We start from the raw sequence: 12,095 nt of genomic DNA, 5'->3' as shown, positions 1-12,095 counted from the left end.
AAGGCCGCATCACGTGCGGCCTTTCCTCTTTCAGCCCGGTGAGATTACTGACCGCCGGCTTTCTTAATCGCCGCATCCAGCGAGGCTTTGTCAGCCAGTCCCGGGAAGACGGTAATGGTCGCTTCGGTTGCGCCGGTTGTCGGCATGACAATCACGCCAGGCGTACCGCTTAAGCCAATCTCCTGCGCCAGCTGGTTAATGTTTTCCAGCGCCGGTTCGACGTCCGCCGCTTTTTTGGCGTCAAAGTTCACCTTCTTCGCCTGCTGCTGAATATCCGCCGCCGTCAGTTTACCTTCGTTATGCCCGGTGGCGTAAACGCCGTTGTGGTAAGTCAGGTAGGCCTCGGCCCCTTTCTGCTGATAAATCTGCAGGCCGGTTTTCGCCGCGTCCAGCGAGGTTGCCCAGCGGCTGCCGAAAATCGGCCACTCTTTGAAAGCAAAGCGGGTTTGCGGATGGTCTTTAATTACCTGCTCCATAACCGGCGCGAGGCGGCTACAGTAGATGCATTGATAATCGAAGAACTCGATAACGGTAACTTTACCGTTAGCCGGGCCGTAGGTTGGCGTGGCCTTATCCTGCGTCAGCTTGTCGGCATTCTTGATTACCGCCTGGGTAGCGGCGCTGGCCTGCTGTTCCGCCTGAATTTGCTGCAGCTTTTGGCTGGCCTGCAATAGCACTTCCGGATGAGCGACCAGGTAGTCAGCGGCGATTTTGCCAATACGCGCTTCCTGCTCCGCGGTGAAAGTCGCGGCCGGCGCGTCAGCGGCGCTGGCCAGCGCCGGCAGCAGGGAAGCGCCCGCCAGGGCGAGAATAAGTAGATTCTTGATGCCAGACATATTGAAAAGTCCTTACGAAAAGTAGACGGCAGGTGAGCCTAATCGGACAAAATATCATCCTTTGGCGGCGAATCATTGTCAGTCTATGCATTGATTCGTAACTTTATTTGTCAGACGCCCCGATTCCCCCTACGGCTTGAAGGGTGGTCAGGGGCGAAGAACGGGAGTACCCTGCGCCCATCTTTTTTGATCGACATTATTTGCAATACGAGCCAGGCATGAACGAAATATTGAGTCAGTGGGACTTCGCCGTCATTTTGCTACAAATCATCGCCATCGATTTGTTATTAGGCGGCGATAACGCGGTGGTCATCGCCATGGCCTGCCGCAAGCTGCCGGCGCATCTGCGCACCAAAGCCATTGTTATCGGTACTCTCGGCGCGATTATCGCCAGGGTCGCGCTGCTGGCGGTGGCACTCTATTTACTGTCGTTGCCGTGGCTTAAAATCGTCGGCGCGCTACTGCTACTGTGGATTGGCATTAAGCTGGTCGCCAACGAGGAAGAAGAGAACGATATCAGCAGCTCAAGCAGCCTATGGCGCACCGCCGTCACCATCACCGTCGCCGATGTCATCATGTCGCTGGATAACGTACTGGCCGTGGCCGCCGCCGGTAAAGGCCATCTGTTACTGGTGGCGCTAGGGGTATTAATCAGCATTCCGATTATTGTCGCCGGTAGTAAGCTGGTGTTGGCAATCCTGACTCGCTTTCCCTCGGTCGTATTACTGGGCGGCGCGCTGATTGGCTGGATTGCCGGTTCGATGATGATAACCGACCCGACCTTTGTTCAGCTGTTCCCCCATTCCCCGAATTATCTACATTTTGTTGCCGGGGCCATTGGCGCGGCGTTGGTGCTGCTGGAAGGATGGCGGCGCAACTACCGCTCCGGTACCCCAGAATAATCACTGAACGCCGTCACCCCCGACGGCGTCAAGTTTTCGCCACTTTTCTCCACCACCCTTTCTCATTTGCCCTACGCTTAATAGAGCCGCCTGATCCAGGGATTCTGTGACCAGATTTTTGAGCATAAATGAGATAACACCATGGAATTAAAGGATTATTATACCATTCTGGGGGTTAAGCCAACGGACGATCTGAAAACCATCAAGACCGCCTATCGCCGTTTGGCTCGTAAATATCACCCCGACGTCAGCAAAGAACCCGATGCCGAAGCAAAATTCAAAGATCTCGCCGAAGCATGGGAAGTTCTCAAAGACGATCAGCGTCGCGCCGAATATGACCAACTTTGGCAGCACCGCAACGATCCGCAGTTCAACCGCCAGCAGCACGCCCACGAACAAAGCTACAGCCAGCAGGACTTCGACGATATCTTCTCCTCGATGTTCGGCCAGCAGGCGCATCACGCCCGCCGCCAGCGCGCCGAGCGCGGCCACGATGTCGAAATCGAAGTGGCGGTGTTCCTCGAAGAAACCCTCACCGAACAGACTCGTACCATCAGCTACAAGCTGCCGGTCTATAACGTCTTCGGCATGGTTGAGAGTGAAACACCGAAAACCCTGAATGTGAAAATTCCGGCGGGGGTCAGCGATGGCCAGCGTATTCGCCTGAAAGGCCAGGGGACACCGGGCGAAAACGGCGGCCCGAATGGCGATCTGTGGCTGGTGATTCATATCGCGCCGCATCCGCTGTTCGACATCAACGGTCATAACCTGGAGATCGTACTGCCGCTGGCGCCGTGGGAAGCCGCGCTGGGGGCGAAAGTCACCGTACCGACGTTAAAAGAGAGCATTCTGCTGACAATTCCAGCGGGTAGTCAGGCGGGACAACGGCTGCGTATCAAGGGCAAAGGGTTGGTGAGCAAAACCCACACCGGCGATTTATTCGCCGTCATCAAAATCGTTATGCCGCCAAAACCAGATGAAAAAGCGCGTGAGCTCTGGCAGCAGCTCGCCGAAAGCGAAGCCAGCTTCGATCCGCGTAAGACATGGGGGAAAGCCTGATGGCTAAAGTAACAGTGACGTTTACCATCACCGAGTTGTGCCTGCGCACCGGGGTGTCGGAAGAGGAGCTGACGGAAATCGTCGGCTTAGGGATGATTGAGCCGCACCAGCCGCAGGCTGAAACCTGGCTGTTTGACGACAGCGCGGTGACGATTGTGCATCGCGCAGTGCGCCTGCGTAACGAGCTGGAGCTGGACTGGCCGGGGATTGCGGTGGCGTTGACGCTGCTGGATGAAAATGCGCGACTCACCCGCGAAAATCGACTACTGCAGCAGCGTCTGGCCCGCTTTTTGACCCATAGCTAAGCGGAATTCCCGGGTCGCGGCGTTCCGCCTTACCCGGGCTACAGCTCGCTCACGGTGCAAACCGTAGCCCGGCTGAGCGTAGCGAAAGCCGGGAAATTTCCCGGGTCGCGGCGTTCCGCCTTACCCGGGCTACAGCTCGCTCACGGTGCAAACCGTAGCCCGGCTAAGCGCAGCGAAAGCCGGGAAAAGCGCTTAATCCGGCAGCGAGCCGGCGAGATTACGCGCGGAGACGCTCTCGCTCACCGGTGCAGGCGGCTCGGGTGCCTTAACCGGCGCGGCCGCTGGCGCGGAAGAGGCTGGCTGAATCTCAAGAAACGAGGCCAGCATTCTGCGCAGCGTCTCCGGTGGCGTATCTTCCGCCAGCAGCGCCGCCAGCATTGACGGCAGCCGGCTATCAACTTCACCCAACGCTAACCCGGCCAACAGCGCCGTACGCGACATATCCCCGCGATCGCCGCGATGATGGGCCTCAATTTTCGCGTCCGCAAAGCGCTCGCTGGCGCTGATATCCGGGCGCAGGTATATCAGAACCTTTCTGCGATCCAGAGTCATAGACGCTCCTTAACCAATAATTTTCAGACCACGCACGAGGGCGAACTGCGGCTCGTCGGCCACCACAAAGCGATCTTCGCGCAGACCCATACGTTCGCGAATCGCATCGGCAACCAGCGGCGCGCCGCCGCCAATCACGATGGCGTGCGAATAGCCTTTAAAACTATCAATCGCCGTCAGAACGCGAGTCGTCAGGCGTTCGATGCTATTGGAGATAACCTTTTTCACCTCCGATACCGCATCCGGATCGTTGATGTTATCGGTCAAATACTCTTCGTCGTGGCGGTTGATGATTATCTGATCAACGTTATAACTGGAGGTATCGGTATTCGCCCGCGCCAGCGCCAGCTTAACGGCGTCGGTCACCAGCGACACGCCCAGCTTCGGGTCGCCGTAAATGCGCGAAACCGAGGTCATTTGCCCGGCCACCATCGAAATATCCAGCGTGGTGCCGCCGAGGTCGACAATCAGCACCGAATGCGACGGTTTCAGCTCATCACACAGGCTGATACCCGCCGGAATGGATTCCGGACGCACGGTGACTTTGGTGATATTGAACACCACGCCTTTATTCAGTTTAACTTCGCGAAGCAGGCTCTTTTTCTTACGCTCAATGTTATCAAGACGATATTGCGCATCTTCATCATAAAATTCGGTCAGCGGCAGGGTGACCACAATCTCGACATCCTGCGGTTCCAGACCGCTGGTCAACAGCGCATGGTGGACAGCGATGGAGTTCAACGGGCTGTATTGCCAATCAATATTGTTGGTGGGTAATGCATCGGGGGTGATCAGGTCGAAAGAGTACTTTTCATCATCCACGGTGTAGTTAAATGGCTTCCCGGCGCCGAAGGTGGCAGACCAGCCTCGTTTAAAACTATTGGGGCTGATATGGGTGAAAGTTTCGCCATCTTGCTCCCACAGCATTTTGATATTGGTTGAACCATCATCGATAAAAATGCGCATCGCATTGCTCCATCACTGAGACAAAGAAGAGAAAATTTAAGACCCAAAAAGAGTAGCAAGAGTTAAAAAGCAGCGCAAGAGCACGAAAAAGAGACAATTCCGAGTTTTATTTGAGAAACAATGGAGATTTCGATTAACCCATTGAGTTCAAATGGAGAACTTATAGAGACAAAACAGAGAACTAAAAATTTTCATTTTTGTCTATTTTAAACGCTATTTTTGTGCAAAAAGAGAGCATCCCTCCCCTCTTTCGCCAGCGGGTTGCGCACGCTTTTTACACCTGATTGGGTACCACAATCGGCCGTTCCGGCTCGACGACATTTTCCGGTACCCGACGATATTTATCCAGCAGGTGAATCTGAATACGTCGCAACATATCGCCATTCAGCTTGTAATAACGGAAATAGAGAAACAGCGTCAGGGCAAAAAAGAGCGTCGGCAGCGCAATCATAATCGCCTGCATCCCCAGCAGCGTGTGAGGCGATTGTGCCGTATTCGGCACGTAGCCAATGATACCCAGCACGATGGCGATAAACCAGGCCGCAAACGCCGAACCGGCTTTGACCACCAGCGTCTGCACCGAGTAGGCGATGCTTTCACAGCGGATATTCATCGTATATTCGCCGTAGTCGACGGTATCGGCCACCATAATGACCTGCAGCACCCAGAACAGTGCGGTGCCGATATTCAACAGCACCCCGGCCAGCGAAATCAGCGCGATGTTGTAAACGCCGCTCAGCGCCATCAGCAACAGCACGCCACAGCCCAGCACCGGCATGATCGATGCCCCCGCCCACAGAATGCGCCGCGACAGCCCTTTTACCAGTCGAGGGAACAAGATCAGCGTCAGCAAATTCGCCGCGCCCGCGTAGGACATGTAATACGGGAACATCTCCGCGCTGCCAATGACGTAGGTAAAGTAATAAATCGCGAAGCCGGCAATGATATTCGCCGCCGTGTTATAGGCCAGCGCCATGCCCAACAGGCAGGCCAGCTGATCGTTTTTATAGATGAGCGCCACCATCTGACGCAGTGAAAGATGGCTGGAATCCTCGCTCACGCCGCTATCCGACGAGTAAACCTCATGGACGTTGCGCAAGGTAACGAGGGTGGAAATTACGAAAAAGGCAATCAGCACCAAGGTAAACATCTGGAAACCGAAGCCGCGATCGGCGCCGCCGACGGCGCTGACAAACGGCAGTGTGACCCCGGCCGTCACAAACCCGGCAAGGCTGGCGAAAAAGCGCGGGTAAGGCACCAGCTGTTCACGTTCGCGTTTATCAAGGGTAATGGTCGGCACCAGCGACCAGAACGGCACATCCATGATGGTATAGGTGAAGCCCCACAGCAGGTAGGTCAGCCACACCCACGCCAGTAGCGCTCCGCCGCTGAAGTGATGGGCGCTGAACAGCATATACAACACCACCGAGTTGGTGATAGTTCCGATCAGGATCCACGGCTTGAATTTCCCCCATCGCGATCGCGTGCAGTTGACGATCCATCCCATGATCGGATCGGCTATCGCATCAAGGATCCTCGCCACCAGAAACAAGGTGCCAACCACCCCAACCGATAGGCCAACAATATCGGTGTAGTAATACATCAGATACATGTAAACGATACCGATAGCGAAATCTTTACCAAAAGCACCAAATCCGTAGCTGAGCTTTGTTGTCATTGAAATACTCATAGGGTACAGGTCGCTGTCGCCAGCGCCTCCTTTAGCGTTTGATAGAGCATGGCAGGCGCCGCCGGGCCAGATCCCTCGGCGGCATGAGAAGATTAGCGGTGCAGCCAGGCCGGCAGCCAGTCGCCGTGGCTGGCGATAAGATCGTCCACCAGCGCGTAGATCTCTTCGATCCCCAGCACCGCAGCGGTGTGCGGATCCATCATCGTGGCGTAATAGACGTAATCCCGGTCTTCGTTGAGGATCGCCTGCGTCAGCAGCGTCTGCACGTTGATGTTGGTCTGCATCAGCGCCGCCAGATGCGCCGGCAGCGCGCCCACTTTCGTCGGCTGGATGCCGTTGGCATCCACCAGGCAGGCAACTTCCACGCAGCAGCCCTGAGGCAGGTTGTCGATAAGATTATCGTTGCGCACGTTGCCGTACACTACGCTTGGCTCGCCGGTCCAGATAGCGTTCATGATGGTGCTGGCATACTCGCGCGAAGGTTTAACCTCGATCCGCTCGCCGCTTTTATAGCTCTCCAGCTCTTTATGCCAGTTGGCCAGCTGCTCGACGCAGCGTTTAGGGTACTCATCCAGCGGTACTTTATAGCGAGCGATAAGATCGTCGCGTCCCGGCTTGATAAACCATGGCGTGTATTCGGCGAAATGCTCCGACGATTCGGTGACAAAGTAGCCCAGCTTTTTGAACATCTCATAGCGGACGATGTTTTCGCAGCGCGGATTGCCGTGCAGGTTCGGTTTCGGCGCCCGCCCTTCGGCGTAGGCCTGCAGCAGGTCGGGATAGATACTGACGTAGCTGCCGTCCGCGAGCTTTTTCTCCAGCGACAGATAGAACGCCATATGGTTAATCCCCGCGCAGCGGTAGCGTAAATCCGCCGGGTCGAGGTTAAGATCGCGCGCCAGCTCTTCTGCTGTGCCTTGCACCGAGTGACACAGACCCACCTGCTTGATATGCGGGTAGCGGGCGTACATCGCCCAGGTGTTCATCGCCATCGGATTAACGTAGTTAAGCATGGTGGCGTTTGGGCAGACCTCGGTCATGTCGTCGCAGATAGCCCACAGGTGCGGGATAGTGCGCAGCGCGCGCATAATGCCTCCCGGTCCCAGCGTATCGGCAATGGTCTGCTCAAGGCCGTGGCGTTTACAGACTTCGAAATCGGTGACAGTACAGGGTTCATAGCCGCCAATCTGGAAGGCGACGACGACAAAATCGGCGTCGCGCAAGGCGGTTTTACGATCGCGATGGCAGCTAATTTCGCCATTCGCACCGACGGAATCCATCAGCTTTCGCACCACGGTATGCGACTCTTCCAGCCGGGTTTCGTCGATATCCATCAGCGCGATATGCGCCGATTTCAACGCCGGGCGCTGGAAAACATCACCGAGAATATTTTTAACAAACACCGTCGAACCGGCGCCGATAAAGGTAATTTTTGGGGCGGACATCGCGCTCTCTCCATCAGGTCATTGAACACTTTCAGAGTGGCATGCCGCTCGCCGCTGCGCTGCCCCGTTCCCACCGGAGCATTCCCGGAAACTCAGATCGGCCATTGAACGCCACAAAATCTGAGTTTTTGGGAATAGATCGGCTTAAAAGGAGAGAAAACGGGCCGATGATTCCGCTAAGCTGTAATCAGTTCAGGCTAAAAACGCAGCCACTCTGACGATCCAGGAATCCGCCCATGATGGAACACCGCTTCACTTCCCTGCCCCCCGACCCGCACATGTGCAGCAGCGATGAAAAGCAGAGCCGCAGCCCGCTGGCGCTCTATTCCGAGTATCAGCGCATGGATATCGAACTGCGCCCTCCGCACGCCATGGCCACCAGCCACTGGCACGGCCAGGTAGAGGTCAACGTGCCGTTCGACGGCGACGTGGAATATTTGATTAACAATGAAGTGGTGCGCATTGAGAAAGGCTATATCACCCTGTTTTGGGCCTGTACGCCGCATCAGTTGACCCGCCCCGGCGACTGCCAGCAGATGGCGATATTCAACCTGCCGATGCATCTGTTTCTGTCGTGGCCGCTGGATCGCGAACTGATAAACCACGTCACCCACGGGATGGTGATTAAATCTCTCGCCGCCCAGCAGTTAAGCGCTTTTGAAGTGCGCCGTTGGCAGCAGGAGTTGAATCACGAGAATGAACAGATTCGCCAGTTGGCGATCGATGAAATCGCCCTGATGCTCAAGCGGCTGAGTCTCGCCGGCTGGCAGCCGATTCTGGTCAATAAGACCTCGCGCACGCACAAGAACAGCGTCTCGCGCCACGCGCAGTTTTACGTTAGCCAGATGCTGGAATTTATCGCCGCCCATTATGACCAGGCGCTGACCGTCGATGCCGTCGCCGAGCACGTTAAACTCAACCCGAACTACGCGATGGGCGTTTTTCAGCGGGTGATGCAGCAGACCATGAAGCAGTACATTACCGCCATGCGCATCAATCACGTGCGCGCGCTGCTGAGCGATACCGATAAGACCATTCTTGATATCGCCCTCACCGCCGGGTTCCGCTCCAGCAGCCGCTTCTACAGTACCTTCACCCGCTATGTCGGCATGCCGCCGCAGCAGTACCGTAAATTGAGCCAGCAGCGCCGCCACAGCCTCGCGTCGCCGCAGCCATAAAAAATGCCGCCGGGGTCTCCCACGGCGGCATTTTTCACAGCTTAAAACGGTTAGTCGTTGATACGTGGATGCTGCTGTACCAGACGGGCGCGTTTTTCCTGCAGGTCGGCGATTTCCTGATCGATATCTTCGATTTTATGTTCGATGTTATCGTAGTGCTCGCCCAGAATTTCTTTCGCTTCCTGGATATCGGACGCCGCCGGCGTCGCCCCTTTCAGCGGACGGTTAGCGGTCTCTTTCATCGACAGGCCGGTAATCAGGCCAATCACCGCAATCACCATCAGATAGTAAGCCGGCATCATCAGGTTCTGGGTGGTTTCCACCAGCCATGCCGCCAGCGTCGGCGTCAGACCGGCGATCAGCACCGAGATGTTAAAGGCGCTGGCCAGAGCGCTGAAGCGGATGTGGGTCGGGAACATCGCCGGCAGCGATGAGGCCATCACGCCGATAAAGCAGTTCAGCACCACCGCCAGCAGCAGCAGACCGGCGAAGATCAGGCCAATCACGTTACTGTTAATCATGATAAAGGCCGGGATAGACAACGCGAACAGCGCGACGCTACCCACCAGGATAAACGGACGGCGGCCAAAACGGTCACTCAGCATGCCGATAACCGGCTGGACAAACAACATGCCGACCATGATGGCGATAATAATCAGTACGCCGTGATCTTCCGAGTAGTGCAGGTTATGCGACAGGTAGCTCGGCATGTAGGTCAACAGCATGTAATAGGTCACGTTGGTGGAAATCACCAGGCCAATACAGGTCAGCAAGCTACGCCAGTGTTTGGTGGCAATCTCTTTAAAGGAGACTTTCGGACCTTCCTGCAGGCCTTCGCGGTCGCCCTGTTCAAGGGTATCCACGTGCTGCTGGAACGCCGGCGTCTCTTCCAGCGCGTGACGCAGGTACAGACCGATAATCCCTAGCGGCAGCGCCAGGAAGAACGGAATACGCCAGCCCCAGTCGAGGAAGTTCTCTTCGCCCACGACGCTGGAAATCAGTACCACCACGCCTGCGCCCATTACGAAGCCGGCAATCGAACCGAAGTCCAGCCAACTGCCCATAAACCCGCGTTTACGGTCAGGCGAGTATTCGGCCACGAAGATCGACGCCCCGGTATATTCGCCGCCTACCGAAAAGCCCTGCGCCATTTTACACAGCAGCAGCAGAATCGGCGCCCAGATACCAATGGTGGCATACGACGGAATAAGACCGATACAGAATGTACTTATCGACATGATAACGATGGTGATCGCTAAGATTTTTTGTCGACCGTATTTATCGCCGAGCATCCCGAAGAACAGGCCGCCGAGCGGACGAATCAAGAAAGGAACCGAGAAAGTACCGAGCGCGGCAATCATCTGCACGCTGGGATCGGCATCGGGGAAGAAGACTTTACCGAGGGCATAAGCCACAAAACCATACACACCGAAATCGAACCACTCCATCGCATTACCGAGCGAGGCCGCGGTGATGGCTTTTCGCAGCTTGCTATCATCGATGATAGTGACATCCCTAAGCGTAATCGGCTTTATTTTTTTCCTTTTAAGCATACTTTTCCTCTGTGCTATCGCCTTGAGCGCACGACTCCTCGCCAAATGACGAGGTCATTCGCGACGTACGTTGGGAGCGGCGAAGTGCTGTGCTCCACATTTCAAGCGTAGCAGGTTTGCCTGCACTGTCTTTCTGACAGAGTGTACAACCGAACCTGTTGACGCCTGCTCTGGCCTTAAATTAATAATTCACTTACCAAATAAGCAGTGACGAATTTACTTACATCCCTTTTTACCCTACCAGCGTTTAAATTTGGGATCAACTTCACGAAAAATTCGCCCAGCTTAATTACAGAGCCAAATAAAATGAATAAGTTCAATCTCTGTTTCGCCGCCGATGTTTATTTCTGGACTTTATTAACGTCTGTTTTTCAGCATATTCTCCGCAAAGCCAAAATAATTACCCTGCGTTATTTCCTGGAAAAAATACCCGACAAAAGTGCGGGATTGCGCTATAATCAGCCGCACTTTCGGCTCACAGCCGCTGTTTAACGTACCAACGTCCTGTTTTTCCCAGTAATCACGAGGAACGCCATGCAACTTCCACACTGCCCAAAATGCCATTCTGAATACACATATGAAGATAACGGCATGTACATCTGCCCGGAATGCGCCCACGAGTGGAACAATGCCGAGCCGGCCGACGATGCCGACGCGCTGATTGTAAAAGACGCTAACGGCAACTTACTTGCCGATGGCGACAGCGTCACCGTGGTGAAAGATCTGAAGGTAAAAGGCAGTTCTTCTATGCTGAAAATCGGCACCAAAGTGAAGAATATCCGTCTGGTCGAAGGCGATCACAACATCGACTGCAAAATTGACGGTTTTGGCCCGATGAAGCTGAAATCTGAATTCGTCAAAAAGAACTAATTAATTTTTTTTACGCCAGCGCCATTATTTTTCCGGCGCTGGCGGCAACCTCGCCGGCACGTCCGAATATCAGCGGCGGATCGTGGCGAAATTATTTTGCTAATTTCGCGAAAATTATTCCCGAAATCTCCAGGCCGAACCGCGCGATCAATTCTCATTTCGTCTCTGCCTTCCCGCCACGCGGCGACGCATTTTCAGAAAAATTCACCCCGCTTTGCCGCCTGGCTTCTTTTGCCCGTCACCAACTACGCTTTATGGGTCATTGGTTATCTGAGGTCATGGTTATGTCCCTGAGTCCTTACATCGCTTTTAGCGGCAACTGTGCTGCCGCCATCGCCTTCTATCAGCAGGCGCTGGGGGCGCAGCTTATCCACCAAATCACCTACGGCGAAATGCCGCAGAGCGCCCAGGATGCCGAAGATGGTTGCGCCTCCGGGCAACATCTTGCCGCCGACTGCATCGCCCACGCCAGCCTGCAGGTCGCCGACAGTATTTTGATGTTGAGCGATAGCCCCAGTAGCGACATGGAACATTACGCGGGATTCGTCCTCGTGCTGGAGCCGAAAGATATTGCTGAAGGCAAACACTGGTTTGAGGCGCTGGCCGATGGCGGGCGCATCGAAATGGCATGGCAGGAGACCTTCTGGGCCCACGGTTTCGGCAAAGTGGTCGATCGCTTCGGCGTGCCGTGGATGGTTAACGTCGTCAAACAACCCTAATCTTCTCTCCAGGGCGGCTT

At 55.2% G+C, this 12,095-nt stretch carries 12 protein-coding genes; 6 read left to right on the top strand and 6 right to left on the bottom strand.

Annotated elements, in window-relative coordinates:
* Positions 1–44: 44 nt before the first annotated feature.
* Positions 45–836 carry a DsbA family protein gene (locus ABLU78_RS12140; protein ID WP_015704089.1) on the bottom strand — a complete coding sequence of 264 codons (792 nt, stop codon included), beginning with the start codon at positions 834–836 and terminating at the stop codon, positions 45–47.
* A 218-nt stretch (positions 837–1,054) separates the two neighbouring features.
* Between ABLU78_RS12140 and ABLU78_RS12135 the strand changes: the two genes are divergently transcribed.
* The 3 genes from ABLU78_RS12135 (at position 1,055) to cbpM (ending at position 3,102) form a co-directional block, all read left to right on the top strand.
* Positions 1,055–1,738, top strand: a complete 684-nt coding sequence (locus ABLU78_RS12135; RefSeq protein ID WP_048229762.1) for a TerC family protein — start codon at positions 1,055–1,057, stop codon at positions 1,736–1,738.
* Between the two features lie 141 nt (positions 1,739–1,879).
* Complete coding sequence (gene cbpA / locus ABLU78_RS12130) at positions 1,880–2,797, top strand: curved DNA-binding protein (RefSeq protein ID WP_015368684.1); 918 nt, start codon at positions 1,880–1,882, stop codon at positions 2,795–2,797.
* Positions 2,797–3,102, top strand: a complete 306-nt coding sequence (gene cbpM / locus ABLU78_RS12125; RefSeq protein ID WP_015368685.1) for a chaperone modulator CbpM — start codon at positions 2,797–2,799, stop codon at positions 3,100–3,102. The genes cbpA and cbpM overlap by 1 nt, the downstream gene beginning before the upstream one ends.
* 192 nt (positions 3,103–3,294) lie before the next feature.
* Here the strand turns inward: cbpM and ABLU78_RS12120 are convergent, their stop codons facing one another.
* The 4 genes from ABLU78_RS12120 to ABLU78_RS12105 form a co-directional block, all read right to left on the bottom strand.
* Positions 3,295–3,654: a plasmid partitioning/stability family protein gene (locus ABLU78_RS12120; RefSeq protein ID WP_047054349.1), complete on the bottom strand. Its 360-nt coding sequence runs from the start codon at positions 3,652–3,654 to the stop codon at positions 3,295–3,297.
* Between the two features lie 9 nt (positions 3,655–3,663).
* Positions 3,664–4,620, bottom strand: a complete 957-nt coding sequence (locus ABLU78_RS12115) for a plasmid stability protein StbA (protein WP_015368687.1) — start codon at positions 4,618–4,620, stop codon at positions 3,664–3,666.
* 274 nt (positions 4,621–4,894) lie between these two features.
* The gene (gene melB / locus ABLU78_RS12110; protein WP_047054350.1) at positions 4,895–6,310 is read right to left on the bottom strand and encodes a melibiose:sodium transporter MelB; all 1,416 of its coding nucleotides are present in this window, start codon (positions 6,308–6,310) and stop codon (positions 4,895–4,897) included.
* A gap of 92 nt (positions 6,311–6,402) precedes the next feature.
* The gene (locus ABLU78_RS12105; RefSeq protein WP_032709635.1) at positions 6,403–7,755 is read right to left on the bottom strand and encodes an alpha-glucosidase/alpha-galactosidase; all 1,353 of its coding nucleotides are present in this window, start codon (positions 7,753–7,755) and stop codon (positions 6,403–6,405) included.
* 239 nt (positions 7,756–7,994) lie between these two features.
* Here ABLU78_RS12105 and melR point away from each other — a divergent pair, with 239 nt between their 5' ends.
* Positions 7,995–8,933: a transcriptional regulator MelR gene (gene melR / locus ABLU78_RS12100; protein ID WP_032715623.1), complete on the top strand. Its 939-nt coding sequence runs from the start codon at positions 7,995–7,997 to the stop codon at positions 8,931–8,933.
* 50 nt (positions 8,934–8,983) lie between these two features.
* On the opposite strand, the gene proP is transcribed toward melR, so the two are convergent.
* Positions 8,984–10,486: a glycine betaine/L-proline transporter ProP gene (proP, locus tag ABLU78_RS12095; RefSeq protein WP_015704083.1), complete on the bottom strand. Its 1,503-nt coding sequence runs from the start codon at positions 10,484–10,486 to the stop codon at positions 8,984–8,986.
* A 534-nt stretch (positions 10,487–11,020) separates the two neighbouring features.
* On the opposite strand from proP, the gene ABLU78_RS12090 reads away from it, so the two are divergent.
* Together ABLU78_RS12090 and yjdN are read left to right on the top strand one after the other, a co-directional pair.
* Positions 11,021–11,356: a zinc ribbon domain-containing protein YjdM gene (locus ABLU78_RS12090; protein ID WP_015368693.1), complete on the top strand. Its 336-nt coding sequence runs from the start codon at positions 11,021–11,023 to the stop codon at positions 11,354–11,356.
* Positions 11,357–11,640: 284 nt separating this feature from the next.
* Positions 11,641–12,075 (top strand): VOC family metalloprotein YjdN, encoded by a 435-nt coding sequence (yjdN, locus tag ABLU78_RS12085; RefSeq protein WP_015704080.1) that lies wholly within the window; start codon positions 11,641–11,643, stop codon positions 12,073–12,075.
* Positions 12,076–12,095 lie beyond the last annotated feature (20 nt).

The organism is Klebsiella sp. JN_Kp122, from assembly GCF_040062085.1.
Taxonomy (GTDB): domain Bacteria; phylum Pseudomonadota; class Gammaproteobacteria; order Enterobacterales; family Enterobacteriaceae; genus Klebsiella; species Klebsiella aerogenes.
The sequence above is the reverse complement of the archived record's forward strand: the minus strand, read 5'-3'. Positions and strand labels throughout refer to the sequence as shown.